This window comes from Brachybacterium sp. P6-10-X1 (assembly GCF_001969445.1).
Taxonomy (GTDB): Bacteria; Actinomycetota; Actinomycetes; order Actinomycetales; family Dermabacteraceae; genus Brachybacterium.
In genome coordinates this window covers 1,651,584-1,676,726 of the sequence record NZ_CP017297.1, presented here as the reverse complement: position 1 = coordinate 1,676,726, position 25,143 = coordinate 1,651,584, and the positions used below count along the sequence as shown (strand labels likewise).

Genomic DNA, 25,143 nt, shown 5'->3' with positions numbered 1-25,143 from the left:
CCGACGGGACCCGCCGCGCCGTCGGTCACCCGGGGTGGGGGCCGCTGGTCCGGTGCCGCGGTCGACGGCGCGGTGGGTCGATCAGCTCTTGCGGGGGAACCAGCCCGTGACGGCCGGCTCGGTGTTCTCGTAGATGTGCTTGGCCTCGGTGTACTCCTCGAGTCCGGACGGGCCCAGCTCGCGGCCGACACCGGACATCTTGAAGCCGCCCCATTCCGCCTGCGGCAGGTAGGGGTGGAAGTCGTTGATCCAGATGGTGCCGTGGCGCAGCCGGCGCGAGACCCGGTTGGCGGTCCCGGAGTCCGAGGTCCACACCGCCCCGGCCAGCCCGTACTCGGTGTCGTTGGCGATCGCGATCGCCTCGGCCTCGGTGGAGAAGGTCTCCACGGTGATCACGGGGCCGAAGCCCTCCTCGATCACGGCCGGGTTCTCGGCCGTGCACCGGTCGAGGACCGTGGGGGCGTAGAAGTAGCCCTGCTCGTGCTCGGGCCCGCCCCAGTGACCACCGGTGCGCAGCCGCGCCCCGGCCTCCACGCCGCGCTCGACGTAGTCGGTGACCTTGTCCCGATGCTGCTGCGAGATCAGTGGGCCGGTCTCGGCCTGCTCGTCGAACGGTCCGCCCATGACGATGCCCTCGGCGCGGGCGACCAGGTCGTCCACGAACTTCTCGGCGATGGTGTCCTGGACGACGAGGCGGGTGCCCGCGGAGCAGAGCAGACCGGAATCCATGAAGCCGGCGTTCAGCGCATTGTCGAGCGCGGCGTCGTAGTCGGCATCGGCGAAGACCACGTTGGGGTTCTTCCCGCCCAGCTCGAGGGCGACCTTCTTGATGCCCTGCGCCGCGGAGGAGGCGATCTTCCGCCCGGTGACCAGGCCACCCGTGAAGGAGATCAGGTCGATCTCGGGATGGGAGGACAGGGGCGCGCCCACCACGGCGCCGTCGCCGAGCACCAGGTTCGCCACCCCGGCCGGCAGACCCAGTGAGTCCAGCACGTCCACGATCAGGATCGTGGTGTGGGGGGTGAGCTCGGCGGGCTTGATGACGAAGGAGTTGCCCGCGGCCAGCGCCGGGGCGATCTTCCAGGAGGCCTGCAGCAGCGGGAAGTTCCAGGGCGTGATCATGCCGCACACGCCGATCGGCTCGTGCACCACGCGGGAGATGACGGTGTCATCGCCGGCGTCGACCAGGCGGCCCGGATCCTGGTCCGCGATCTTGCCGAAGTAGCGGAAGCAGGCGGTGATGTCGTCCATGTCGCCCTCGGCCTCGACCAGACGCTTGCCGGTGTCGAGCGCCTCGGCGCGGGCGAACTCGTCCTTGCGCTCCTGGAGCTGGTCGGCGACCTGCAGCAGGAGGTCGCCGCGCTCGGCGGCGGGCCGGTCGGCCCAGACCCGCTCCTCGAAGGCCCGACGGGCCGCGAGGATCGCGCGCTCGACGTCCTCGGCGCTCGCCTCGGAGACCACGCCGACCTCGCGCTGATCGGCCGGGCAGGTGACGGTGCGGGTCTCGCCCGCGGTGGCGGGCACCCACGCCCCGTCGATGTACAGGGTCGCGATCTGGTCAGTCATGACGCTCCTTCGTCTCGGTCGTTTCTGTGGTCTCTGTCGACTCGGTGGTCGTGCCGGCGTGTGCGGTCCCGGTGGCCTGCGCGGGCCCGGAGGCCGTGGTGGCGCCGGTCGCCGTGGGCTCCGCCCCGGTCAGGGCAGTGGCTGCCTGGACCGTCCGCGGGTCGGCGACGTGGTCGGTGTCGGTCCAGGTCTCCGGGGCGGTCACGGGGATGGTCCCGGTCGCGGTGCCGATCTCCTGGCTCATCGTGAGGTACATGATGTGGGCGTCGTAGGCGTCCAGGACATCGGTGATGACCTGATCCTTCGTGTAGCCCATGATGTCGCGGCCGCGGGAGCCGAGCAGGGAGAAGATCTCGATGCGGTAGTAGACGTCCCGCACGGTGGAGAGGTTCGCGGCGAAGCTCGGCACCGAATAGGCCACGGGGTAGGCCTGGTACTTGAAGTCCTCGGCGCCCTGGAAGGCCACGAGCAGGTCGACGAAGGGGACCGAGCTGTCCGGATGCACCCCGCGATGGCAGGAGACGTCGGCCCCCATCGTGGTGAGCTCCCCGGCGACCTCCTCGATCGCCGGGGCGGCGACGGTCTCCACGAAGGTCCGCGCCCGCTCCTCGTCGGCGTAGGACATGCGCTTGTGCAGCCGCTGGCGCCAGGAGCCGCGCTCGCCGCTCTCGCGCACCCGGCTCGTCAGCAGCGCGGGCAGCGCCGCCTGCCGGGACTCCATGCCCGCCTTCTCGGTGCGCAGCACCTTCCACAGGCTGAACATCACCAGGTAGACCAGCACGGACAGCGGCAGACCGACCATCACCGTCGCCGCCTGCAGCGTGTAGACGCCGTCGATGAACAGCATCACCAGCGTCAGCGCGCCCGTGATCACCGCCCACACGATGCGCAGCCACGGCGAGCCGTCGGAATCGGTGTGCGAGGGCTTCGAGGTCATGTTGGCCATCACCAGCGACCCGGAGTCCGCGGAGGTGGTGTAGAAGAACAGCCCGGTCAGCAGGGCCAAGGAGACGGTGAAGAGCGCTCCGGGGTACTGCTCGAGCAGGTTGAAGAACCCGGACTCGGGCTGGTTCACGGCGAGGTCCAGGAAGTTCTCGTCGCCGAAGAAGCTCATCGCCGCGTTCCCGAAGATCGAGACCCACAGCAGGATGAACGCGAAGGGGATCAGGAGCACGCCGACCACGAACTGGCGCAGGGTGCGGCCGCGGGAGATGCGGGCCAGGAACAGGCTCACGAAGGGGGCCCAGGCGATCCACCAGGCCCAGAAGAACAGCGTCCAGTCGGCCATCCACTGGTCCGCGGAGTAGCCCAGCTCCGCGGCGCCATCGGTGTAGGCGAAGGTGTTCATCATCATCGACGGGAACCGGGAGAAGAAGTCACCGATGTTCTGGACCAGTGCGTTCAGCAGGTGATGGGTGTTCCCGGAGAACAGCACCCACAGCATGAGGATCACGGCCAGGATGACGTTGAGCTCGGAGAGCCTGCGGATGCCCTTGTCGACTCCGGAGACGGTCGAGAGGATCGTGATGAACACGGCCAACGCCATCAGCGCGATCTGCACGGCCATCGAGTTGGGGATGCCGAACAGGGCCGAGAGACCGAAGTTGAGGAAGACGACCCCGATGCCGAGGGACACCGAGATGCCGAAGATGGTGCCGATCGTCGCGCCGATCTCGGCGACGTGGCCGACGGCGCCGTGGATCCGACGGCCGAAGATCGGGGCCAGGGCCGAGCGGATGGACAGCGGCAGGTGGTACCGGTAGGCGAACAGGCCGAAGGCCATGCCCATCAGGGCGTACATCGCCCAGCCGGGGATGCCGTACTGGAAGATCGTCCACAGCGGTGCCATCCGAGCGGCCTCGTCGGAGCCGGGCGGGGCCTCGGGGGGAGTGAGGACGTTCGTGGCGGGGCCGGAGATCCCGAAGAACATCAGGTCCACGCCGATGCCGGCGGCGAACAGCATCGCCGCCCACGTGAACATGTTGTACTTCGGCACCGAATGGTCCGGACCCAATCTGGTCTGGCCGACCTTCGAGAAGGCGACGATCAGCACGAACACCACCACGATGGTGGCGGTCAGGACGTAGTACCAGCCGAAGTTCGTGGCGACCCAATCCATGGCGCCGAAGATGACGGTGTCCGCGGTGCCGGGCCAGATCGCCGCGAACAGCACGAAGGCGACGATGAGCGCGGCGGTGCCCACGAAGACCGGCCAGTTCACCGGGGACGCGGTGGGGGTGCCGGTGCCCTGCGAGGCCGGATCGCCGCCCCCGGGGTCTCTCCCGGAATCGGGGGTCTTCGCAGGGCGAGGGATCTGGGAGGCCTCGGCCATCGGGGTCCTTTCGATCGAGGGGCGGACGGGCCGCACCCGATCGCAGGGCGATCGGGCCCGGCCGGGGCACGATGCCCGCAGCTGAGCACGCGGAGGAGCCGCAGGCCGTAGGCGACCCTAGAGTTACTTGCCCCGAAGGTCCACTATGTGCCGGGGGAGCGTGATGTACCCATCAGGGGGATCGTACCCGTGCCGTGCGCCACACTGAGGGCCGAGGGGTGCGGAGCGGCCGGATCCCGCGGAGACCATCCGGAGGATGACCATGACCGCAGCTCGAGCCCGCACCGGCGCGTTCGTGGCGGGGGTGCTGTGCGCCAACAGCCTCCCGCACCTGGCGACCGCCGTGGCTGGACGACGCCACCTCACCCCGATCGGCGGGCGCCGCTCGTCCCGTTGGATCAACGCCGCCTGGGGAGCCGCCAACGTCGCGGGCGGCCTCGCCCTCATCGCCCGCAGCGCGCAGAGCGCTCGTGAGCCGCGCGGCGCAGGGCGCTGGGACTCGCGTCTGGTGGCCTTCGACCTCGGGGCCGCCGTGTTCGCGGCCTGGATGGCCGGCAGTGAGGCCGTGCTGCGGGGGAACTGGGGCGACGACGCCGCACCGAGGTCTCGGAGCTGACGGCCCCGCAGGCCCTGCGTGCGCTCGCGTGGCCGACGGGTCAGGAGGTGGGAGCGTCCTGCGGCGAAGGAGTGGCCGAGACCTGGCGGGGCTTGGTGCCGCGCAGGAAGAATGCCCCGATGACGCCGAGGGCGCCGATCACGCCCGCCACGATGAACGCGACGTTCACGCCGTGGATCATCCCGGGGACGCCGTACTTCTCCGGATCCAGGGCGGACTCGGCCATGACCGTCACCAGCACGGCGGTTCCCACCGAGGCGGCGATCTGGCGCATGGTGTTGTTCAGGGCCGTGCCATGCGGGATCAGATGCGGGGGCAGCTGGTTCAGGGCCGCCGTGGTCACCGGCATGATCACCATGGCCGTGCCGAACATCCGCACCGCGTTGACTCCGGCGATGTAGACCAGCGAGGTCTCGGTGGTCAGCACGGCGAACAGGAAGGTCGTCACGGTGACCAGGGTGAAGCCGACGACGGCGAGCACCGTGGCCCCGAAGCGGTCGAAGATCCGCCCCGTCACGGGGGACATCAGCCCCATCACGACCGCGCCCGGCAGCAGCACCAGCCCCGACTCCATCGCCGTGTAGCCGACCATGTTCTGCATGTACAGCGGGATCAGGAGCATCCCGCCGATCATCGCCATGAACACGAGCATGCCGAGCACGGTGCCGAGGGTGAACATGCGATAGCGCAGCACGCGGAACTCGAGGATGGGCTCGGGCAGCCGCAGCTGGCGGCGGACGAACCAGATCAGGGTGAGCGCGCCGATCACCAGCGGCACCAGGGCCTGCGGGCTGGTCCAGCTGGAGTTGCCGGCATTGCCCAGGCCGAACAGGAGGCCGCCGAAGGCGAGGGTGGACAGGATGATCGAGAGCACGTCCAGGCGCGGGAACGTGCGCTCGGTGACGTTCCGGAGGATGAAGAACGCGACGATCATGTCGATGATCGCGATCGGCAGCATCATGATGAAGAGGGTCTGCCACGGGAGGTGGTCCACGATCCAGCCCGAGAGGCTGGGGCCGATCGCCGGGGCGAAAGCGATGACCAGGCCGAAGGTTCCCATCGCCGTGCCGCGCTTGTCGATCGGGAACACGGCGAACAGGATGTTCTGCATCAGCGGCATGATGATGCCGCCCCCGGCCGCCTGGATCACGCGACCCAGCAGCAGCACCGGGTACGCCGGTGCGATCGCGCAGATCACCGTCCCGATGGTGAACAGCCCCATCGCGGTGAAGAACAGCGTCCGCGTGGTGAACTTCTGGATGAGGAAGGCCGTCACCGGGATCATGATCCCGTTGACCAGCATGAACGTCGTGGTGACCCACTGGGCGGAGATCGCCGTGATCCCGAACTCGCGCATGAAGGCCGGCAGCGCCGTGTTCAGCAGCGTCTGGTTCAGGATGACGATGAAAGCGCCGGAGACCAGGGTCGCCAGCACGACATTGCGTCCGGCGACGTGCGAGGGCCCGTGATCGGAGCCGCCTCCGGCCCCTTCGTCCTCGGTCGCTCCGTACGGCGTTCCGGTGGTCTTGCTCGTCAAGCGACCTGGCCCCTCTCGTGCGTCATGGATGTCGGACGCTCCTGGCCGTGGGCATGGCGCGGCTCCACCGACGGTCGTCCGTGGTCGACAGTAGGCCTGAAATTGCAGTGAGTGCAACTAAATGTTCCAGGTCTCACGGGCCGGACGTCCACGACGAGTCCGCGTCGTCGTGCACGGGGTATTCCTGCGCGGCCGCTCCCTCTCAGGTGACGCTCAGGGGACAATGGAGGAGTGACCAGTGCTCCCTCCACCCTCGGCACCCGCTCGGACCAGGCCCTCGCAGGACTGTCCCCGGGCTACTTCGCGCTGGTGATGGGAACCGGGATCGTCTCCATCGCGGTGCATGAGGCGGGAGCCTCGCGCCTCTCGCTGATCCCGCTGGGAATCGCGGCCGTCGCCTACGCGATGCTCGTGGTCCTCTTCGTGGCGCGCTGGGTCCGTCACGGCGACCGCATGCGGGCCGACGCGCGCAACCCGGAGACCGCCTTCGCCTTCTTCACGATCGTCGCCGGCACCGACGTGGTGGCCGTGGGCCTGCACCAGCACGGGGCGGGGATGGCCGCGACCGGCTTGCTGGCCCTGGCCGCGGCGATCTGGCTGGTGCTGGGGTACGTGCTGCCGTGGCAGGTGCTGATGACCCGCGACGGAGAGCCGATCCTCGCCCGCACCAACGGGTCCTGGTTCATCTGGTCGGTGGCCTCGCAGTCCCTCGCCGTCGGACTGTCCGGACTGCATCCGGCGACGCCCCGGCTGGCCGACGTGCTCGGCGTGCTCACGGTGATGGCGTGGTCGGTGGGGACCATCCTCTATGTGGGGATCGCGGTGCTGGTGATCCTCCGGGTCGTCCACCACGGGATCACCCCGGAGCAGTTCGAGCCGACCTACTGGGTCGCGATGGGGGCGCTGGCGATCTCGGTCGTCGCCGGAGCGAGCATCGTGGACATGGCCTCGGTGCCGATGGTGGACGCGGCCCGCGGTCTCATCGGCGGGACCGTCGTGGTCTTCTGGTGCTTCGCGGCCTGGCTCCTGCCGCTGCTGGCGGGGGGCGGCCTCTGGCGCCACGTGCTCCGTCGCGTCCCGCTGCGGTATACCCCGTCCCTGTGGTCGATGGTCTTCCCGCTGGGGATGTTCGCCGTCGCCTCGATGCGACTCGGCCGGGTCGAGCACCTGCCGATGGTCGAGATCGTCGGCGTCGTGTTCCTGGGCGTCGCCGTGCTGGCGTGGGCCCTCGTCGCCGCTGGGCTCGTGGTGACTCTGGCACGCCTGGCCCGCGGCAGGGCCTGAGCCTCGGCAGGGTCTGACCCGCGGCAGGCACCGGTCCGCGCCAGGGACGGGCACGCCCCCGGCAGCGATCGGACCGGGTCGAGGGGTGGCCGGAGCACGGTGCCCCGACGTAGCGTGGTCCGGGCACGCACATGCGTCGATCTCGATGATGAGGATGTTCCATGAGTGCCACGCCGAACCCGTCCGCCACCCAGCCGCTGCTGGTCGACTTCATCCTGTCGCTGGACGGGTGCGCCGCCGGCGAGGGATGGCCCGGCTGGTGGGGGATGCAGAGCGCCGAATACCTCGACTGGCTGGACCAGGAGCCCGAATACCTCACGCTGATGGGGGCGACCACCTATCGGCTCATGTCCCAGATGGCCCAGCAGGCTGAAGGGGTCGATGTCTCCGATGAGGAGAAGGCGAGCTTCGCCCACATGGCCGAGATGCCGAAGGTGGCCTTCTCCTCCACGCTCGAAGCGCCTCTGTCCTGGCCGAACACGACCCTGGTCAGCACCGATGCGATCGAGGCCGTGCGGGAGCTGAAACAGACCTCGACCCGTCCGCTGTCCACCACGGGCAGCATCCGCCTCAGCAGCTCGCTGATGCGGGCCGGGCTCGTCGACCGCTTCCGCGTCGTCCTGTTCCCGGTGATCACTGGCCGCACGGGTCTTGAACGCATCTGGGAGCAGTTCGCCGACTACGGCCTCGAGCTGACCGAGGCCCGCACCTTCGGCGGAGGGCTCCAGCTGCTGGAGTACGAGCCGACCTACCTGCCCCGGCCTCCCGGCACCGGCTGGGAGCGCTGAGCGGTGACCTCCGAGGACGTCCGACCCAGCGGAATGCCGCCGGTGGTGGACATGGCCAGCTGGCAGGAGGCTCGGGACGAGCTATTGGTGCGGGAGAAGGCCCATACCCGACAGGGCGATGCCCTCGCCGCAGAGAGGCGCCGCCTGCCCATGGTCGACGTCGACGGCGGGGCGGACGTCGTCGGCCGGGACGGACCCGTGCCGTTCCGGGACCTGTTCGAGGGCCGCGACCGTCTCGTGGTCTACCAGCACATGTGGCATGACGGCGCACCGCACCAGGGCCAGTGCGAGGGCTGCACCACCACCGCGTGGCATCTGCAGGACGCGACGTACCTCAACGGCCACGGGGTCTCCCTCGCGATCCTCACGCCCGGGGCGTGGGACGAGGTCGCGTCGTACACGGAGTTCATGGGCTATCACAGGGTGCCCTGGTACTCGGTGCGCGGGCTCGACGAACCCATCGGAGGCCAGATGGGCCACCTCGCCAGCTTCCTGCGCGACGGCGAGCGCACCTACCTCACCTACCGCACCACCGGTCGCGGCAACGAGCGCGTCAACGCGGCGATGGGGCTGCTGGACATGACCCCGTACGGCCGCGGCGAGACCTGGGAGGACGTCCCCGACGGCTGGCCGGAGGGTCGTCACGCCTGCTGGGCCTGGCGCACCGACGTCGAGGGCACCCCCACCTGGGGCGAGACCAGCAGGCCCTTGCCCCAGTGGACCCGGCCCGGCGCGACCGCGGTGTCGACGCTCGGACGCCGGGACCATCCCTGATGCATGACATCTCCTGAGGAGGCGGACATGACGGACGAGCGGCACGTCCGGGCGACCTGGAGGATCGGCGATCTCCGGGTCCGCCGCGCAGACGGACGCGAGGACGGCGAGGACTGGACCGAGAACTACGAACATCTCCCGGGTGGCGCCGGGGTCTCGCTGATCCTCGAGTCCACGACTCGGGAGGGGCAGGGGCCGCGCCTGCACCTCCATCCCTATGCGGAGACGTTCCTGATCCGGCGCGGCAGTGCGACCTTCACCCTCGGGGACGAGACCGTGATCGGTCGGGCCGGGCAGGTGCTGGTCGCCCCTGCGCGCATGCCGCACACGTTCCGCACCGGTCCTGACGGCTACGAGGCCGTCCACATCCATCCCGCCGAGGCCATCGAGACCGAATGGCTCGCATGACATGGCACCCGCTCCGGAGCATCCCGTGGGCCCGCTCGGGCGGCACGGACGAGATGACTCGGAGGAGACGGGTCGACTCCGGAAAGGAGTGCAGGTGACCCGATCGCACCGACAGACCGCCACCGCCCTGCTCGCAGCCCACGGCACCAGCTATGCCGCGCAGGCGGGCATCACCCTCAAGGACAAGCCCTCACCCCTGTATCGCCTGCTCGTGCTCGCGACTCTGCTGTCCACGCGCATCGACGCCGACATCGCCGTGGCGGCCGCCCGGGAGCTGTCCGCCGCCGGATTCCGCACCCCGCAGCGGATGGCCGGATCCACGTGGCAGCAACGGGTCGACGCCCTGGGCCGGGGACATTACCGCCGCTACGACGAATCCACCGCCTTCCGCCTCGGCGACGGTGCCCGGCTGCTCCTCGACACCTACCGGGGCGACCTGCGAGCCCTCCGCGACGCGGCCGACGGGTCCGCGGACGTGCGAGAACTCCTGCAGGACTTCCCGGGCATCGGCCCCACCGGAGCCTCGATCTTCGTGCGCGAGGTGCAAGGGGTCTGGCCCGGTCTCGCACCCTTCTTCGACCGCAAGGCGCTCGACGGTGCCCGCCGGCTCGGTCTGCCGGAGGAACCCGACGCGCTCGACGCGCTCGTCGACCCCGAGGACCGTGCTCGACTCGCCGCAGCGCTGGTCCGTGCGGAGCTCGGGAAGATCGACCCCGGTGATTTGTCGTGAACCGGGTGCGCGCTGCTGCGTCAGTCGACCTGCAGCTCGCCCATCGGGCCCCAGCCGTCGCTGTCGATCTGCTCGGAGATGATCTGCGGGGTCGCCGTGAGGTACTGCGGGAACTCCTTCTGCATCTGTGCGAAGTGCGGGGAGTTCACGTGCGGGCCGGCGCCCTCGTCGGTGAACGCCTCGATCAGCACGTACGTGCTGGGCTCCTTCACGCTGCGGGACCACTCGAACCACAGGTTGCCGGGCTCGGCGAGCGTGGTCTCGGTGAACTCGCGGGTGATCTCCGGCCAGGCGTCGGCGTGCTCGGGCTTCACCGGGAACTTCACGTTGATGAGGATCATCGTCGGGTCCTTTCTCGTCGTCGGTCGCGTCGCATGTCGCATCGCGCGTCTCGTCGCACGACGCGAGGCGGTTCGCGCATCTGTCGTGTCGCAGGGCGTGCGGCGTCGTGCTCCGACCCAGCGTGCCCTGCTCCACGGTGGGTGCGGTAGGGCGATTCTCGCAAGGCAAGAACGCATTCTTCTCCCGACATCCTGCTGCACAATGAGGGCACACCGCGAGGGGGCTTCATGAACACCATGCCGGATCGGGGCGAGGAGGCGCCGACGGGGCAGATCGCCCGCGCGCTCGCCGTGCTCGAGGCCGTCGCCGCCGGAGGCAGCAGCACGGCGCGCACGATCGCCGACGCCACCGCGATCCCGCTGCCCACCGTGTACCGCACCGCCCAGGAGCTGATCCGCGCCGGCTACCTGGTCCATCTGCGCGATGAGCAGCGCTTCGCCCTCGGCTACCAGCTGCACCGACTCGCCGTCGGGCTCCACGACGACCTCGGCATCCCGCGCGCCGTCCGCGAAGAGGTCCACGCGATGTTCCGGGATCTCGGGATGGCCGCCTACCTCGCCATCCACCGCGGCACCGACTTCGTCGTCGTCCACGTCTCCGACTCCCCGCAGAGCCCGCGGCTGTCCCCGATGGGATTCGGGTTCCACGAGAGCCCGCACGCGACCGCCTTCGGCAAGGTCGGCCTCAGCGCCCTTGCGCCCGAGGACCGCGATGCCTACCTCGAGGGCGGTGCGCTGCGCGCCCACACCGCCAGCACGCTCACCGACCCGGCGGAGCTGAGCCGCCACCTCGACGAGATCGCGGAGCGCGGCATCGCCTGGGAGCACGAGGAGTTCCAGCGCGGCACCGACTGCCTCGCCGCCTCGATCAAGGCCGACGACGGGATGCTCATCGGTTCGGTCGCCGTCTCGGCCCCGGTCGCCGCCTATGCGGGAAGGACACGCCACATCGAGGACCGGGTCCGGGCCTGCGCCTCCCGGGCCGGCCGCGCCTACCGTCTCGGGGCGCATCACTCCTGAGCTCCCGGCACGGCCCCGGTCGACGGGATCGACCGAGGCGACGGGACCGGGTCGCCACACCGACGCGGCGGGAACCGGCCACCGGTCGGAGCTCCTCGGCGGTTCTCGCCCGGCGATAACGCGGATTGCCCGGGCCCCGGGCCCCTCCTAGGTTGTGCTCCAGATCACTGGCGAGGAGGCCAGGGAAGGAGAGGTCATGAGTGCAGAGCTCAGCAGCGAGACCGTCAACGACGTCGAGGGCACAGCGGAGGCGGAGAGAACGCTGACCGCCCTGGTCAAAGCCGCGTTCCCCCATGAGACCGTCCCGGATACCGCGTACGCGCGGACCGCGGCCGTCGTGCAGAAGCAGGCCGAGGCGAGCACGTGGATGCGGCTCAAGCTCGCCCAGGGCCTGGATTCCCTGCAGGCTCTGGCCGGAGGCAGGTTCGAACAGCTCAGCGCGCAGGAGGCCCTGCCGATCCTGCTGCGCATCCAGCACACGACGTTCTTCGGCTTCGTCCGGCAGACGGTCGTGGTCACCCTCTACGAGGACGAGGAGGTGTGGGACGCGCTCGGCTACGAGGGGCCGTCCTTCGACAAGGGCGGCTACATCGACCGCGGCTTCGACGACCTGGACTGGCTGCCCGACCCCCGGATCGAGGAGTACGACGGCGAGCCGCTGCAGGAGGTCGTCTCGGATCTGCCGGCCTCGGCCAGCACGTCCAGCACTCGCGGCGCCGCGGTGCCCGCCGGCCAGAGCAGGGCCAGAGCAGGGCGCGTCGGGAATCGGAGGAAGGATCGAGCATGAAGACCATCGACCACGACACCGAGACCGTCGTCATCATCGGCTCCGGCGCGGGCGGGGGCACCCTCGCGTACGAGCTCACCCGTCAGGGCATCGAGTGCGTCGTCCTCGAAGCGGGCCCGTACCTGCACAGCGAGGACTACATGAACCTCGAGTGGGAGGCCTTCAACCAGATGGCCTGGACGGATGCCCGCACCACCTCCGGCAGCTGGCGGGTCGCCCGGGACTTCCCGAATCTGCCGGCCTGGATCGTCAAGGCCGTCGGCGGCACCACCACGCACTGGTCGGGCGCGACCCCGCGCCTGAAGGCCCACGAGTTCGCGACCCGCAGCACCTACGGCCGCATCGACGGCGCGAACCTGCAGGACTGGCCGATCGGGCTGGAGGACCTCGAGCCCTATTACACCCGCGCCGAGGACGCGATCGGCTCGACCCATCGCGGCGGCCGACCGCCGCTGCCGGCGAACAACAACTACAAGGTCCTCGCCGCCGGGGCCGAGAGGATCGGCTACCGCCACTACGCCACGGGCCCCTACGGCACCAACGCCGAGCCGTACGACGGCCGTCCCGCCTCCATCCAGGACGGCTTCAACTTCCAGGGGGACAAGAACCGGTCGAAGTGGTCGACACGGGTGCGGGAGATCCCGCGGGCGCTGGAGACCGGGTTGCTGGACCTGCGCCCGGAGTCCCATGTCGCCCAGATCCTGCACGACCGGTCCGGCCGGGTCGACGCGGTGATCTATCTGGACCGGGACGGGAACCTGCATCGGCAGGCCGCGAAGGTGGTGTGCGTGGCCGGCAACTCGATCGAGACGCCGCGCCTGCTGCATCTGAGTTCGTCCGCGATGTTCCCCGACGGTCTGGCGAACTCCTCGGGGCAGGTGGGCCGCAACTACATGCGCCACATGACCGGCAGCGTGTACGCGCAGTTCGACAAGCCGGTGACCATGTACCGCGGCGAGACGATGGCCGGGAACATCTCCGACGAGTCGGTGCACGATCCCTCGCGCGGTTTCGCCGGCGGCTACTACATCCAGACCATCTCGCTGGGCCCGGCCTTCATGGCCAGCTTCGTCGAGCCCGGGGCCTGGGGGCCGAGCTTCACCCGGCTCCTGGACGCCTACGAGAACACCGCGGGCTGCTGGCTGGTGGGTGAGGACATGCCGCAGGAGTCCAACGCGATCACCCTGGATTCCACGGTGACCGACCAGCACGGGCTGCCGGTGGCGAACGTGCACGTCGATGACCACGCCAACGATGTCGCCATGCGCGAGCACGCCTACTCGGCGGCCGAGCGGCTGTACGGGGCCGTCGGTGCGGTCAGCAGCCATCGCACCACCCCGTACCCGTCCACGCACAACCTCGGCACGTGCCGCATGAGCGAGCGTCCCGAGGACGGCGTGGTGGACCGCTGGGGCCGGGCGCACGACGTGCCGAACCTGTTCGTCTCGGACGGTTCGCAGTTCACCACCGGTGCTGCGGCGAACCCGACGTTGACGATCGTGGCGCTCGCGATCCGCCAGGCGGAGCATCTCGCCGAGGAGCTGCGGGCCGGGAGGATCTGAGAGGCGCCGAACGAGCTCCGCAGGAGGCTGATCGTCGGGTACAGGTCGTAGGGCGTGCGTGCCGGCCATATAGCCGGCGCGCACGCCCTGGCGCCCGTACCCGACCAGAGCCGAGTGACGAGGAGCAGGGGGATACGGCGCACGGGAAGGGCGAGACCCAGGGGAAGGGCGGGGCCCAGGGGAAGGCGAGGTGCGAAGGAGCGGAGGACGGACGTCCCGAGAGGTGCCGCGAGCCTTCGGCTGTCAGGACTTGATGCAGATGACGGGCTTGTTGGCCTCGAGGATGACCTGCTGGGCGGAGGAGCCGAGGAACAGCTTCGCGACCGCTGTGCGATGACGCACACCGATCACCACCGCCGAGATGTCGTCGCGCTCGGCCCGGTCGATGAGGTCGCCGGCGGGGGAGTGCGTGCGATCGTCGGGATGCTCGATGCTTTCGCTGACCTCGCCGAGATCCGGGGAGGGTGAGTGCTCGCCCTCCAGCAGGAACACGATCAGGTCCTCGCCGCGCCGGCGGGCTTCTTCGATCCCGAAGCGATAGGCGGCGCGGCCCGGGGCGGTGGAGGTGCCGGCGACGAGAACAGACATGGGCGCTCCTTCGCGAGCTGTGACGACGTCGTGTGCCGGAACCCTAACCGATGCGGACAGGGGCGGGAGCACGCGTCCGCGCCCGATGCGCGGATCGCGCGGGCCACCACCGCCGATGGGCGGACGACGGACGCACCCATCCTCGGAGGCATGTTTCCATGGTCAGGTCACGCATCGGCGCGCGGACCCGCGCTGCGCCGCGCGCCCCCGACGAAGGAGTCGTGCCCATGGCACCCCCGGAAGAAAGCGCGCCGTCCACGGCGCACCCGACCCGACGCCGCGCGCTCAGCATCGGCTTCGGCGTCCTCGCCGTCCCCGTCATCGGGGTGGCCGCCTACGAGTCGATCCGAGCTGCCGCGGGCGGAACCAACGTGCGCGCGAACCTGACCCTGGTCGCCCCGGCCGCCGCCGGCGGCGGCTGGGATGCGTTCCAGCGCGAGATGCAGCAGGCGATGCGCAAGAACAGCCTGGTCGGCAACGTGCAGGTGCTGAACATCCCCGGCGCCGGCGGCACCATCGCGATCGGCAGCGTCAGCCAGCTGAACCGGCCGAACACCCTGATGGTCGGCGGGACCGGGCAGATCGCGGCGCAGATCCAGTTCGACACCGCCTCGGTGATCACGGATGTCGCCCCGATCGCCCGCGTGGTCGAGGAGTACGCCCTGGTCACGGTCCCTGCGGACTCCCCGTATCAGGACCTCGACTCGCTGGTCACCGCCTGGCAAAACGACCCCGCCGGGGTGGCCTGGACCGGGGGCGGTTCCTTCGACCAACTCGTGATGACGGACCTGGCCCTGAACGCCGGCATCAGCCCGGCCGAGACCACGTACATCCCCTCCGACGGCGGCGGCGAGGCGATCCAGGCCCTGCTCAACGGCACGGCTCAGGCCACCGCCGGCGGGTTCGCGGACATGTATCCGCAGATCGAGGCCGGAAATCTGCGCGGCCTCGGTGTGGTGGCGCCCGAGCGGCTGGACGGCATCGACATGCCGACCCTTCCTGAGCTCGGTTACGACGTGACGCTGACCAACTGGAGGGCGCTGTTCGCACCGCCCGTGGTCACCGACCAGGAGATCGGCGAGCTCGAGCAGCTCATCGCCGAGGCGATCGAGACCCCTGAATGGAAGGATGCCGTGAAGCGGTACTACTGGAAGGAAGTCCCGTTGGGCAGCGAGGAGCTCGTCCAGTACGTCGCCGACGAGACCGAGCGGATCGGCGCGCTGTTCGAGGAGATCCGCGGATGACCGGCGCAGGCACCACCGACGACCACGTCCCCGGCGAGCGCATCACCGAGGACGGTGCTCCCGGCGATCCCGCTCAGGTCGGCCACGCCACCGGTGGCGGCGTCCCCGAGGGGCCCTCCGCGGACGAACGGCCCCACGGCTTCTGGTACGGCCGCTCGGCGCTGCTGATGCCCGGCCTGCTGGCGGTCTTCAGCCTGTTCCTGCTGATCGGCGCAGGCATGCTGGACGCCGGCGGCACCGAGTTCCCCGGCCCGCGCTTCTTCCCGATGATCCTCGGCGCGGTCGGGCTGGTCCTGGCGGTGCTGCTCGCCCTCGGCGTGCTGCGCACTCCGGAGCCGGTCGACGAGTCGGACGAGGCAGCTGGGGCAGCTGGGGCAGCTGGGGCAGCTGGGGCAGCTGAGACAGACGAGACAGCTGAGACAGACGAGACAGCTGAGACAGACGAGACAGCTGAGACAGACGAGACAGCTGAGACAACTGAGACGACTGAGACGGCCGAGTCAGCCGAGTTCTCGGGGCGCAGCTACCGCACGCATTCCGACTTCGTGGCCCTGGCCTGGGTCGCCGGTGGTTTCCTGGCCTTCGCCCTGCTGCTGCCCTGGCTCGGCTGGATCCTCGCCGGGGCCCTGCTGTTCTGGTGCGCCGCCCACGGATTCGGATCCCGCAGACCGCTCTTCGACATCGTGATCGCGCTGTTCCTCAGCTCGCTCATCTATTTGATCTTCGGCACGGGGCTGGGACTGATCCTGCCCTCCGGCATCCTGGGAGGAGGATTCTGATGGAACAGCTCGACCTGCTCATGCAGGGCTTCGCGGGAGCCCTGACCCCGATGAACCTGCTCTGGGTCGTCGTCGGCTGCCTCCTGGGCACCGCCGTCGGCGTCCTGCCGGGCCTGGGCTCCTCGATGGCGGTGGCGCTGCTGCTGCCGATGACGTTCGCGCTCGACCCGACCGCCGCGTTCATCCTGTTCGCGGGGGTGTACTTCGGTGGCCTGTTCGGCGACTCGACCATGGCGATCCTGCTGAACACGCCGGGACAGGCCTCGGCCATCGCCTCCACCTTCGAGGGCCACAAGATGGCCAACTCCGGTCGGGGCCCGCAGGCTCTGGCCACCGCGGCGATCGGCGCATTCGTCGGCGGCATGGTCGCCTCGATCCTGGTGGTCTTCATCTCCCCGACCCTGGTGGAACTGTCCTCCAGGTTCGGTCCTCCGGAGTTCTTCGCGCTGGCCCTGTTCGCCTTCATCGCCACCTCCTCGGTGGTCTCCGACAATGTGCTGAAGGGCCTGGCCGCCCTGGTCGTCGGCATCGGCATCACGCTGATCGGCACCGACGGCATCTCCGGGCTGACCCGCTTCACCCTGGGCTCCCCCCAGCTGTTCGACGGCATCTCGCTGGTGACCGTGACCGTTGCGGTGCTCGCGCTCGGTGAGGTGCTGTTCGTGGCCTCCCGCGTGCGTCGCGATCGGGAGGACCTCCGGGTCCGCAGCGGCAAGGGACGCCCGTTCCTGAGCCGTCAGGAGCTGACCGAGGCCGCCCCCGCCTGGGGCCGCGGCACTCTGATCGGGCTCCCCTTCGGCGTCATCCCCGCCGGCGGTGCCGAGGTGCCGACCTTCCTCGCCTATGAGGCCGAGCGGCGGCTGGACCGGCGTCGGCGCAGCCCGAAGTTCGGCAAGGGCGCCATCCGCGGTCTCGCGGCCCCCGAGGCCGCCGGCAACGCCACCACGGGCATGGCGATGGGAGCTCTGCTCGCGCTGGGACTGCCGGTCTCGGCCACCGCCGCGATCATGCTCGCGGCCTTCCAGCAGTACGGCCTGCAGCCCGGGCCGCTGCTGTTCGAGAACAGCGCCGACCTGGTGTGGCCGTTGCTGGCGAGCTTCTTCCTGGCCATGATCGTGCTGCTGGTGATCAACCTGCCGTTCGCCCAGCTGTGGGCGAAGCTGCTGCTGATCCCGAAGCCGTACCTGTATGCGGGGATCTCGCTGTTCTGCGGCCTGGGCATCTGGGCGACCTCGGCGGCGGTCTTCGATCTCGTGTTGCTGCTGGTGATCGCCGTGATCGGCTTTCTGATGCGCCGTTACGACTACCCGGTCGCCCCGCTCATGATCGGCATGGTGCTGGGACCGCTGGCGGAGTCCTCGCTGCGCGAAGCCCTGCTGTCCTCGGTCGGGGACCCGCGGGTGCTGGTCTCCAGCCCGATCACCCTGGTGATCTACGGACTGCTGCTGGTGGTCGTCGCTCTGTCGGTGCGCAGTGCCGTGCGCAAGCGCACGCGGCGGGACCTCTGAGCGAAACGCCACGACGAGGGCGGCACCGTCGGCCCGAAGCGACGACGACGGGCCCCGTCGGCCTGGACGCCGACGGGGCCCGTCGCGGTGCGGTGACGTTGCGCTCGGGGAGGCGGCCGCCGTCACCGGGCGGAGCGAGCGATGATCACAGGTTGATCGTGACGTCGCCCTTCTTCCGCAGATCCTCGGCCATCTTGGTGGCCGCCTCGTTCTGCTGCTGGGACTTGGCCTGGTCGGCGAGCTGGCCCTTGACGTCCTCGAAGGGCGGCACCTCGGACTGCTGGCCGCCGGACTGCTGCCCGCCGGCCTGGGACTGCTGCTGGACGAGCTGGTCGTACTGCGCCTTCAACTCCTCCTCGCTCGGCTCCTTGATGTCCGCCTCCTGCTCGATGTAGGAGGTCAGGGCGAACTGGGAGGCGGCGTCCTCGCGGACGTCCTTCTCGCTCATGCCCTGCTGCTCGAGCGCGGAGACGACCTCGTCGGCCGATCCGAGACCGTTCTGCTTCGCGATCTTCTCCAGGGTCGCGTCGACGTCCTCTGGGGTCGGTTCGATGCCGGCGTCCTGGGATGCCTGCAGGAGCAGACGGTTGTCGACGAGCTGGTTCGCGACCTGCTTCTTCAGCTCGGCCTGGTCGAGCTGCTGGCCCGACTGCTGCTGTTGCATCGAAGCCTGCTGGAACGTCGACTCGTAGAGCGTGACGAACTCGTCCTTGGAGATCTTCTCGCCGTTGACCTCGGCGACGACGTCCGGCACGTCCGAGGTGTCGGGCTCGGGCATCGCCTGGCCGCCGCCATCGCTGCCGGCGGCGGGGGCGCCACCGCCGTCGCTCGCGGCCGGCTTCTGACCGCCGCCATCACTGGCGCCCGAGGGAGCGCCCTGGTCGCTGCATCCGGTCAGCGCCACGATGGCGGCGAACGAGACGGCGGCGACCGAGTTGCGGATCGCCTTGGTGCGGGGGATCTTCACTGTGCCTCCTGAGGTTGACGGCGCGGGCGACGCTACGCCCCGAAACCTGGGATCTCGTTGCAGGAGCGCTCATACTCCCCTCAGGAAGCCGGGTTCCGTGGCAAGAGTCACGAAATGATAACGGTCAGGGGCTCCCGGTGTCACCAGGGGAGAACCGGTCGGACACCTCTAGGGTGTCGAGCCATGGAGATGACGATTTCGGAGGACTGCGGCAACTCCCCGCGGATGGCGATCGTGGCCGACGTCGCGGTGGCCTGGGCGGCGGCGGAGGAGGAGACTGTGCGCGGGTGGCTCCGGGAGGATGTCGCCTGGACGCTCGTCGGTGAGCCAGCGCCCGCGAGCGACGGCTACGTGCGGCCTCCCCTGTCCCCTGAGAGCGGAGAGATCCTCACGGTCCTGAACCACGGCCGTCTCGCCGCGTGCGACGGCTACCTCGTGCGCGGCCGGGAGCGCGTGGATTTCTGCCACGTGATCCGCTTCGCGGGCACCTCGAAGACGGCGAGGATCCGAGAGATCCGCACCTACCTCCAGCACTCCGCCACCGCCGACTGAGGCCGCCGGACGCGATCCTGCCCGCAGGCGCCTCGGCCCCGGCCTCGCTCTCGGATCGGGACCTGCGCGCGGCCGCGGTCCAGGACCCGTGGGACGCACGAGGTCCGCCGTCGTGCGAGAGCACGGGCGACGGGCGACGTGTCGGTGGCGGCGGTGCCGCTCGGGGGTCAGTACCCGATGGACCTCAGGTACTCGCGGGACTCGCGGATGCAGTCGATCGGGTCGCGGCCGTAGGTGTCGTCCTGCTCGATGAGGAAGTACTCCGCCCCGGCCTTCTCCGCGGCCGGCAGGAGGGCGGGCCAGTTCATGTTGCCCTGGCCGACCTCGGCGAACTGGGCGAGGGAGAGGAAGGCGCCGTAGAACTCCTTCATCTCGATCTCCTTCGCCTCGAACTTCTCGTACGTCTCCTGCGGCAGGGGAGCGATGCGGAAGTCCTTGACGTGGATGAGCTTGCAGGCGCCCTCGTAGGCGGCCAGCATGTCCAGCGGTGCCATGCCGCCGCGCTGGACCCAGTGCAGGTCGACCTCGAACAGCAGCGACGGGGCGACGCGGCGCACGATGTCGAAGATCCGCTCGCCGTCGAACTGGATGAGGTCGACGTGGTGGTTGTGGTAGCACAGGGTGATGCCCTGCTCCGCGAGGCGGGCCGCATGGGGCTCGACGGAGGCTGCCCACGTCTCGCAGGCCTGCTTCGACGTCATGGCCTCGAAGGGCATCATGCCGATGCGCAGGAATCGGGAGCCGGTCTTCCGGCAGGCCTCGACGGCGCGATCGAACTCGGTCTCCAGGGCGAAGCCGTTGCCCCCGGGGGCGACGGAGACGCTCATGGCAGCGGTCTCGACGCCGAAGTCGGCCTTGGCGCGCACGAGGTCGTCGATCAGCTCGTCGGTCATCTCCACCTGGGAGACCTCGACGGCGTTGATATCGAGCTCGCGCACCTGGCGCAGCACGTCGTACATCCCGTGATCGTTGATCTGGTCCTTGAGCATCATGAGCTGGAGTCCGAGGACGGGCAAGGTGATTCTCCTTCGAGGTCCGAGGGCCTGCGCCGTGGGCGCGCGGCCCGGGTGGTGCGGTGATCGTCCGGCCGACGGGGCCCGGCCCCCTCGGCGTCGGTCATGCGATGCGGGCCCGGGGCGGCATGCTCAACGCTGCCGCCCCGGATCCGGTGCGCTCAGGAGCGGACGGGGAACGTGCCCTCGGCCTCGATGCGCTTGTTGAGTTCGGAGAGGTACTCCTCGGCCGGGTAGTCGACCAGGTCGATCTCCCGCCCGGTCCAGGCCGACAGCTGCATGCCGGAGGCCAGGCGGACGCCGTTGATCCCCTCGGCGCCGTCCGCGATCAGCTCCGTGCCCTCGTTGACGTGGGCAGCGAAGTTGGTCAGGACGTCGATGTGCTGCTTGCCCCAGGCCGACTCGTACTCCTTCTCCTCGACGGTGTAGACCGCGGAGGGGTCCATCTCGCCGCGGAAGAGCTTGGCGACGTCCTGCATGGTCATCTTGTCGCTCAGGGAGCGCTCGTCCTCCGTGAGACGGGTGATGGTCACCTTCTTCGAGCCCTCGACGACGACCTTGCCCCGGTCGAACAGCATCTCCAGGCGGTCGGTGCCGATGATGTCGTTGGTGGAGGTCATGAAGTGGCCGGTGGCCCCGTCGCCGAAGTCGACGACCGCGTTGACCTCGTCCTCTGTGACGATGTCGCGCTGGAACCCGAAGGCGAGCTTCGCGAACACCTTCTTCGGGGTGCCGGCCAGCCACTGCCACAGGTCCAGCTGGTGCGGAGCCTGGTTGACCAGGACGCCGCCGCCCTCGCCGCCCCAGGTCGCACGCCATGCCGACTGGTCGTAGTAGCCCTGAGGACGCCACCAGGTGGTGATGATCCAGGAGGTGTGGCGCAGCTTCCCGAGCTCCCCGGAGGCGATGAGCTCCTTGAGGTCCGTGTACACCGGGTTGGTGCGCTGGTTGAACATGATGGCGAACGTGGTCTCGGGGTGAGCGGCCGCGAAGTCGTTCATCTCCTCGACCTGCTTGGTGTAGACGCCGGCCGGCTTCTCGGTGAGGGTGTGGACGCCCTTGCCGATGGCGGTGATGGTCATCTCCGAGTGCAGGAAGTGCGGCACGGTGGTGACCACGGCGTCGACGTCGCCCGAATCGAGCATCGCGATGTAGTCCTCGTAGAAGGGGACGCCCGCGTGCTTCTTCGCGGCGAGCTCCTTCTTGGCGGGATCGATATCGGCGATGGCGCCGAGGGTCATGCCCTCGATCCTGCCGTCGGCGAGCAGCCCGGCGTACATACCGCCCTGGGCGCCCAGCCCGATGATCCCGAGTCGTACTGTCTTCTCCGGCGTCTCCGCCATGGTGTCTCCTGTCTTCGGTGAACGAGGTCTCTTCGGTGAGTGGTCCGGCCCGCCGCGCGGGCCGACGGTGCAGGCCCGTTGCGCGGGGCGACGGCTCAGGTCCGCGCTGCAGGCCGGGGGATGCCGTGCGGTGCCGCGCTCGCGGCACCGCGGATACGAGACCGTCGGCGGCCCCGGGGAGGGGCCGCCGACGCTCGGGTCAGGACTGGCGACCCTCGGCCTCGTGCTTGGCCTCCAGTGTCGCAACATTCTCCTCGACGCGCTTCTTGGACAGCGGGTACCAGAAGATGAGCGCCAGGAGCGAGACCAGCAGCAGCAGCGCCGGGAGCAGGGTGGCGAGGTTGTAGATGCCGTTGAGCACCGCATCGGTCTGGATGATGTGCTCGCCGGCGCTGGACTCGTAGCCGATCGCCGTCAGCGCTGAGCCGGTGAGGACGCCGGCGGCGGCCTGCCCGAGCTTGCGGGCCCAGGAATAGGTGGCGTACACGGTGGCGTCGTTGCGCTCGCCGGTGCGGACTTCCTGGAAATCGATCACGTCGGTGATGAACGCCCAGATCAGGATGTTCAGGCAGGCGACACCGAACATGAGGAGCGCGTAGCCGGCCATGAACACGTACGGGCTGTCGGTTCGCACGGCGAACAGCACCAGGCCGGCGATGACGGCCAGCGTCAGGCCGGCGATGCCGACCTCCTTCTTGCCGAACGCCTTCGCGAGCTTCGCCGCGACGGGGACCAGCAGCAGGGTCGGGACGAGCCCGACGAAGTTCACGGCGCTGAGCAGCTGGCCGTTGTTGAAGTACTCGTTGAGCACGTACGGCATGATCGAGCCCAGTGTCATGAAGGCGACCAGCATGAACAGCGAGCTGGCGATCATCCCGGTCAGGGCACGGTTGGTGACCAGGGTGCCCAGGGTCGTCGCGAATCCCATGCGCTCGTCCTTGGCCTTCGGCAGGGTCTCGATGCGCTCCTCGACGTTCGCGAAGCAGAGCAGGTAGCAGAGGATCGCGAGGACGGCGCAGCCGGCCGCGGCCAGCATCATCCGGGTGCCCGAGAGCTCGGACCGGCCGTCGATCTGGACGAACACGATCAGCGGCAGCGCCACGGAGATCCCGATGTTGGCGAGGGTGGCGCCGAGAGAGCGGAACACGGAGAGCGAGGCGCGATCGCCGGCCTTGTGGGAGATCACCGAGGCCATCGATCCGTAGGGGATGTTGATCAGGGTGTAGAAGACCGAGCCCCAGAGGACGTAGGTGACGATCATCCAGGCCACGCGCATGCCGTAGCTGCCGTCCTGGAGGAAGGGCGAGAACATCAGGATGGCTGCGACGGCGACCGGGATCATGATGCGCAGCAGCCAGGGCTTGAAGCGCCCGCTCTTCCCCGGCCTCATGATGTCGATGAGACGACCGGCACCGATGTCCGTGAAGGCGTCGAGGATGCGGGCGCCGCCCAGCAGCAGGCCGACGTGGGCGGCGCTGACGCCCATCACATTGGTGTAGAAGATCAGGAAGAACGTGGACTGCAGAAGGAACGTGAAATCGTTCCCGAAGTCCCCGAACATGTAGCCGATCTTGTCGCGCCATCCGAAGGGGCGCGTGGCCGTCGCGCTCGGCGGGCCTGTCGGGACCACGCGGTCCGGCCCGGGTGCTGTGTCGGTGGTGCTCATCGTTGTGCTCCTCGCTCCTCATCTTTGAGAGGACACAGGAGTAGGCCCGGTGGGGTCCTGTGTCGTGATCGTCGCCGCGGCCGGAAGGCCGGGCGGAACGAATGGACCGATTCTGGTGGGGGCTCCCCATCGCAGAAGTCTTTTGCCGTCAGTTGCACGATGGCGGCAACCGCGTGTGGTCCAGGTCACGACCGAATCCCCGGAGGTGGGCCTGTCACCAGGGAGTTCGGGAGAGATGTCAGGGGCGGCGACCGGTCGATGTTGCGGAACGCGTCACACTGGGGCGGAAGTTGCCAGCTGTTGCCGCGCTGGCTCTCGACCGTGCGCAACGATCGGGGCGTCACCGTGAGCGCCTGCCCGTGACCGGAGGCGCCTGCGATGCCTCCCTCGCGATCGGTCTCTCGCCGACGGCACGGTGGTGGTGTCGGGTGGCCCGCCGGCTCCGCCGACGACGGACGGCCGGGCCACCCCTGGGGGTGACCCGGCCGTCCGGGAGATGCGGTGCGTGACCGCGGGTGCGGCGCGGGGCCGCAGGAGGATCAGTAGAGGTTCAGGAAGCTCTGCAGGACCTTCGTGGTGCCTTCGCCGTCCTCGATGCTGTCGGAGCCGTTCTGCGCGGCGCCGATCTCGTGCTGGAGGCCGGCGACGGTGTCCTCGCCGATCTCGCCGTCCTGAGCGGTGTTGGCCCAGTTCTGGAGGGCGAGGGTGGTCTCCTCGTCCATCTCACCGGTCTGCGGAACGCCCAGCCAGTCCTGGAGGGCCGTGATGGTCTCGGGGCCCATCGAACCGTCGACCTCGAGGGTGCCGGCGACCTGGAGGTCACCGGTGGCCTGGGAGCCGGCCTCGGGGGCGGGCTGGTCGGCCTCGGGCTCCGGAGCCTGCTCCTGGGCGGGCTGGTCGTTCTGCTCGCCCTGGTCGTCCTGCTCGGTCTCCTTGGTGAAGCCGTCGTCCGTGCAGTTGTCCTTGACGCCGTCCCCGTCGCAGCTCCAGTCACCCTGCTTCTCGGTGCTCTCGCGCTGCGTGGAGCGGTCCGCCTGCTGCTGGGGCTCGCGGGCCTGGGGGGAGTCGCCCTCGTCGGAGCTGCCCTCGTCGGAGGAGCCCTCGTCGGAGGAGCTCTGCTGCTCGGAGCCGTCGTCCTCGGCAGCGGGGGCGCCGGAGGTGTCGGCGCCGCCGGAGAGCGGGCCGCCGCAGTTCGGCCAGGCGCCCTGACCCTGCTGGGCGAGGACCTTCTCGGCGACGGCGATCTGCTGGCTCTTCGAAGCCTGGTCGGCGCTGGAGGCGTACTCGGAGCCTCCGAAGGCTTCCCAGGTCTGCTGGGAGAACTGCAGGCCGCCGTAGTAACCGTTGCCGGTGTTGGTCGACCAGTTGCCACCGGACTCGCAGGCGGCGACCTCGTCCCAGCCGGTGGCCGCGTTGGCCGCGGTGCCGGTGGCGAGCATGCCGGTGGCGACGACGGCGCCGCCGGCCAGGGTGATGGCAGTACGGGCGAGGCCTCGGCGCGCGGCCGTTCCGGTCCTCATGGCGTGCGTGTTGTGCCGGGGCATGAACACGTCCTTTCGCTTTCGCATCTCGCGGTTCTCGCGGTCCCCGTGGGTCACGGGGCGCACGTCGCGTATCTCGCGTCTCGAACGGCCGCCACGCTAGGGCCGCGCTCCCCCCTCCGGGCAAGGGGCATGGCCAAGGGGTGACGAGGTTTTTACGCGAGGCTGCCCGCCGATTGTTCGCCGCGCCGCTCCAT

At 69.5% G+C, this 25,143-nt stretch carries 23 protein-coding genes; 13 read left to right on the top strand and 10 right to left on the bottom strand.

Going from position 1 to position 25,143, the window contains the following annotated elements; translation table 11 throughout:
• Positions 1–81: 81 nt before the first annotated feature.
• Positions 82–1,566 (bottom strand): aldehyde dehydrogenase family protein, encoded by a 1,485-nt coding sequence (locus tag BH708_RS07615; protein ID WP_076807853.1) that lies wholly within the window; start codon positions 1,564–1,566, stop codon positions 82–84.
• Complete coding sequence (betT, locus tag BH708_RS07610; protein WP_076807851.1) at positions 1,559–3,898, bottom strand: choline BCCT transporter BetT; 2,340 nt, start codon at positions 3,896–3,898, stop codon at positions 1,559–1,561. Before betT ends, BH708_RS07615 begins: the two co-directional genes overlap by 8 nt.
• Positions 3,899–4,160: 262 nt before the next feature.
• Here betT and BH708_RS07605 point away from each other — a divergent pair, with 262 nt between their 5' ends.
• Positions 4,161–4,514: a hypothetical protein gene (locus BH708_RS07605; RefSeq protein WP_076807849.1), complete on the top strand. Its 354-nt coding sequence runs from the start codon at positions 4,161–4,163 to the stop codon at positions 4,512–4,514.
• Positions 4,515–4,554: 40 nt separating this feature from the next.
• Here the strand turns inward: BH708_RS07605 and BH708_RS07600 are convergent, their stop codons facing one another.
• Positions 4,555–6,051, bottom strand: coding sequence for an MDR family MFS transporter (locus BH708_RS07600; RefSeq protein WP_083713368.1), 1,497 nt, complete (start codon positions 6,049–6,051; stop codon positions 4,555–4,557).
• A gap of 231 nt (positions 6,052–6,282) precedes the next feature.
• On the opposite strand from BH708_RS07600, the gene BH708_RS07595 reads away from it, so the two are divergent.
• The 5 genes from BH708_RS07595 (at position 6,283) to BH708_RS07575 (ending at position 10,035) form a co-directional block, all read left to right on the top strand.
• Complete coding sequence (locus BH708_RS07595) at positions 6,283–7,335, top strand: tellurite resistance/C4-dicarboxylate transporter family protein (RefSeq protein ID WP_076807848.1); 1,053 nt, start codon at positions 6,283–6,285, stop codon at positions 7,333–7,335.
• Positions 7,336–7,496: 161 nt separating this feature from the next.
• A complete protein-coding gene (locus tag BH708_RS07590; protein WP_076807846.1) occupies positions 7,497–8,123 on the top strand; it encodes a dihydrofolate reductase family protein in 627 nt (208 codons plus the stop codon).
• A 3-nt stretch (positions 8,124–8,126) separates the two neighbouring features.
• Complete coding sequence (locus BH708_RS07585; protein ID WP_371329996.1) at positions 8,127–8,897, top strand: DUF899 family protein; 771 nt, start codon at positions 8,127–8,129, stop codon at positions 8,895–8,897.
• 3 nt (positions 8,898–8,900) lie between these two features.
• Positions 8,901–9,305: a cupin domain-containing protein gene (locus BH708_RS07580; protein WP_253705513.1), complete on the top strand. Its 405-nt coding sequence runs from the start codon at positions 8,901–8,903 to the stop codon at positions 9,303–9,305.
• A 94-nt stretch (positions 9,306–9,399) separates the two neighbouring features.
• Positions 9,400–10,035: an endonuclease gene (locus BH708_RS07575; RefSeq protein WP_076807842.1), complete on the top strand. Its 636-nt coding sequence runs from the start codon at positions 9,400–9,402 to the stop codon at positions 10,033–10,035.
• A gap of 20 nt (positions 10,036–10,055) precedes the next feature.
• Here BH708_RS07575 and BH708_RS07570 read toward each other — a convergent pair whose 3' ends face one another.
• On the bottom strand, positions 10,056–10,376 hold the full coding sequence (locus BH708_RS07570) for a putative quinol monooxygenase (RefSeq protein WP_076807840.1): 321 nt from the start codon (positions 10,374–10,376) through the stop codon (positions 10,056–10,058).
• A 228-nt stretch (positions 10,377–10,604) separates the two neighbouring features.
• Between BH708_RS07570 and BH708_RS07565 the strand changes: the two genes are divergently transcribed.
• The 3 genes from BH708_RS07565 (at position 10,605) to BH708_RS07555 (ending at position 13,745) form a co-directional block, all read left to right on the top strand.
• Positions 10,605–11,396, top strand: coding sequence for an IclR family transcriptional regulator (locus tag BH708_RS07565; RefSeq protein ID WP_076807839.1), 792 nt, complete (start codon positions 10,605–10,607; stop codon positions 11,394–11,396).
• A 196-nt stretch (positions 11,397–11,592) separates the two neighbouring features.
• Positions 11,593–12,183, top strand: a complete 591-nt coding sequence (locus tag BH708_RS07560) for a hypothetical protein (RefSeq protein WP_076807837.1) — start codon at positions 11,593–11,595, stop codon at positions 12,181–12,183.
• A complete protein-coding gene (locus BH708_RS07555; RefSeq protein ID WP_076807836.1) occupies positions 12,180–13,745 on the top strand; it encodes a GMC family oxidoreductase in 1,566 nt (521 codons plus the stop codon). The genes BH708_RS07560 and BH708_RS07555 overlap by 4 nt, the downstream gene beginning before the upstream one ends.
• A 243-nt stretch (positions 13,746–13,988) precedes the next feature.
• On the opposite strand, the gene BH708_RS07550 is transcribed toward BH708_RS07555, so the two are convergent.
• Positions 13,989–14,333 (bottom strand): universal stress protein, encoded by a 345-nt coding sequence (locus tag BH708_RS07550; RefSeq protein WP_076807834.1) that lies wholly within the window; start codon positions 14,331–14,333, stop codon positions 13,989–13,991.
• Positions 14,334–14,560: 227 nt separating this feature from the next.
• Between BH708_RS07550 and BH708_RS07545 the strand changes: the two genes are divergently transcribed.
• From BH708_RS07545 to BH708_RS07535, 3 genes are read left to right on the top strand one after another with little or no spacing between them, the layout of a single operon-like run.
• Positions 14,561–15,577: a tripartite tricarboxylate transporter substrate binding protein gene (locus tag BH708_RS07545; protein ID WP_076807832.1), complete on the top strand. Its 1,017-nt coding sequence runs from the start codon at positions 14,561–14,563 to the stop codon at positions 15,575–15,577.
• Complete coding sequence (locus BH708_RS07540) at positions 15,574–16,356, top strand: tripartite tricarboxylate transporter TctB family protein (RefSeq protein ID WP_253705512.1); 783 nt, start codon at positions 15,574–15,576, stop codon at positions 16,354–16,356. The genes BH708_RS07545 and BH708_RS07540 overlap by 4 nt, the downstream gene beginning before the upstream one ends.
• On the top strand, positions 16,356–17,864 hold the full coding sequence (locus BH708_RS07535) for a tripartite tricarboxylate transporter permease (RefSeq protein ID WP_076807830.1): 1,509 nt from the start codon (positions 16,356–16,358) through the stop codon (positions 17,862–17,864). The genes BH708_RS07540 and BH708_RS07535 overlap by 1 nt, the downstream gene beginning before the upstream one ends.
• 145 nt (positions 17,865–18,009) lie before the next feature.
• Here BH708_RS07535 and BH708_RS07530 read toward each other — a convergent pair whose 3' ends face one another.
• Positions 18,010–18,831 carry a SurA N-terminal domain-containing protein gene (locus tag BH708_RS07530; protein ID WP_076807828.1) on the bottom strand — a complete coding sequence of 274 codons (822 nt, stop codon included), beginning with the start codon at positions 18,829–18,831 and terminating at the stop codon, positions 18,010–18,012.
• Positions 18,832–19,014: 183 nt separating this feature from the next.
• Between BH708_RS07530 and BH708_RS07525 the strand changes: the two genes are divergently transcribed.
• Entirely contained in the window at positions 19,015–19,383 is a 369-nt protein-coding gene (locus BH708_RS07525; RefSeq protein WP_076807826.1) for a hypothetical protein, read from the top strand.
• A 167-nt stretch (positions 19,384–19,550) separates the two neighbouring features.
• Here the strand turns inward: BH708_RS07525 and BH708_RS07520 are convergent, their stop codons facing one another.
• The 4 genes from BH708_RS07520 to BH708_RS07505 all read right to left on the bottom strand — a co-directional run bounded on the left by BH708_RS07520 (position 19,551) and on the right by BH708_RS07505 (position 24,973).
• Positions 19,551–20,399: a sugar phosphate isomerase/epimerase gene (locus tag BH708_RS07520; RefSeq protein ID WP_157235807.1), complete on the bottom strand. Its 849-nt coding sequence runs from the start codon at positions 20,397–20,399 to the stop codon at positions 19,551–19,553.
• Between the two features lie 158 nt (positions 20,400–20,557).
• A complete protein-coding gene (locus BH708_RS07515; protein WP_076807823.1) occupies positions 20,558–21,739 on the bottom strand; it encodes a Gfo/Idh/MocA family protein in 1,182 nt (393 codons plus the stop codon).
• 199 nt (positions 21,740–21,938) lie between these two features.
• Entirely contained in the window at positions 21,939–23,405 is a 1,467-nt protein-coding gene (locus BH708_RS07510) for an MFS transporter (protein WP_083713365.1), read from the bottom strand.
• Between the two features lie 539 nt (positions 23,406–23,944).
• On the bottom strand, positions 23,945–24,973 hold the full coding sequence (locus BH708_RS07505; RefSeq protein WP_305764400.1) for a transglycosylase family protein: 1,029 nt from the start codon (positions 24,971–24,973) through the stop codon (positions 23,945–23,947).
• Positions 24,974–25,143 lie beyond the last annotated feature (170 nt).

Excerpts from the sequence above, each read along its gene's own strand:
- BH708_RS07615 (WP_076807853.1), bottom strand. The coding sequence starts at position 1,566 with ATGACTGACCAGATCGCGACCCTGTACATCGACGGGGCGTGGGTGCCC.
- betT (WP_076807851.1), bottom strand. The coding sequence starts at position 3,898 with ATGGCCGAGGCCTCCCAGATCCCTCGCCCTGCGAAGACCCCCGATTCC.
- BH708_RS07605 (WP_076807849.1), top strand. The coding sequence starts at position 4,161 with ATGACCGCAGCTCGAGCCCGCACCGGCGCGTTCGTGGCGGGGGTGCTG.
- BH708_RS07590 (WP_076807846.1), top strand. The coding sequence starts at position 7,497 with ATGAGTGCCACGCCGAACCCGTCCGCCACCCAGCCGCTGCTGGTCGAC.
- BH708_RS07580 (WP_253705513.1), top strand. The coding sequence starts at position 8,901 with ATGACATCTCCTGAGGAGGCGGACATGACGGACGAGCGGCACGTCCGG.
- BH708_RS07570 (WP_076807840.1), bottom strand. The coding sequence starts at position 10,376 with ATGATCCTCATCAACGTGAAGTTCCCGGTGAAGCCCGAGCACGCCGAC.
- BH708_RS07565 (WP_076807839.1), top strand. The coding sequence starts at position 10,605 with ATGAACACCATGCCGGATCGGGGCGAGGAGGCGCCGACGGGGCAGATC.
- BH708_RS07560 (WP_076807837.1), top strand. The coding sequence starts at position 11,593 with ATGAGTGCAGAGCTCAGCAGCGAGACCGTCAACGACGTCGAGGGCACA.
- BH708_RS07555 (WP_076807836.1), top strand. The coding sequence starts at position 12,180 with ATGAAGACCATCGACCACGACACCGAGACCGTCGTCATCATCGGCTCC.
- BH708_RS07550 (WP_076807834.1), bottom strand. The coding sequence starts at position 14,333 with ATGTCTGTTCTCGTCGCCGGCACCTCCACCGCCCCGGGCCGCGCCGCC.
- BH708_RS07545 (WP_076807832.1), top strand. The coding sequence starts at position 14,561 with ATGGCACCCCCGGAAGAAAGCGCGCCGTCCACGGCGCACCCGACCCGA.
- BH708_RS07540 (WP_253705512.1), top strand. The coding sequence starts at position 15,574 with ATGACCGGCGCAGGCACCACCGACGACCACGTCCCCGGCGAGCGCATC.
- BH708_RS07535 (WP_076807830.1), top strand. The coding sequence starts at position 16,356 with ATGGAACAGCTCGACCTGCTCATGCAGGGCTTCGCGGGAGCCCTGACC.
- BH708_RS07525 (WP_076807826.1), top strand. The coding sequence starts at position 19,015 with ATGGAGATGACGATTTCGGAGGACTGCGGCAACTCCCCGCGGATGGCG.
- BH708_RS07515 (WP_076807823.1), bottom strand. The coding sequence starts at position 21,739 with ATGGCGGAGACGCCGGAGAAGACAGTACGACTCGGGATCATCGGGCTG.
- BH708_RS07510 (WP_083713365.1), bottom strand. The coding sequence starts at position 23,405 with ATGAGCACCACCGACACAGCACCCGGGCCGGACCGCGTGGTCCCGACA.
- BH708_RS07505 (WP_305764400.1), bottom strand. The coding sequence starts at position 24,973 with ATGCGAAAGCGAAAGGACGTGTTCATGCCCCGGCACAACACGCACGCC.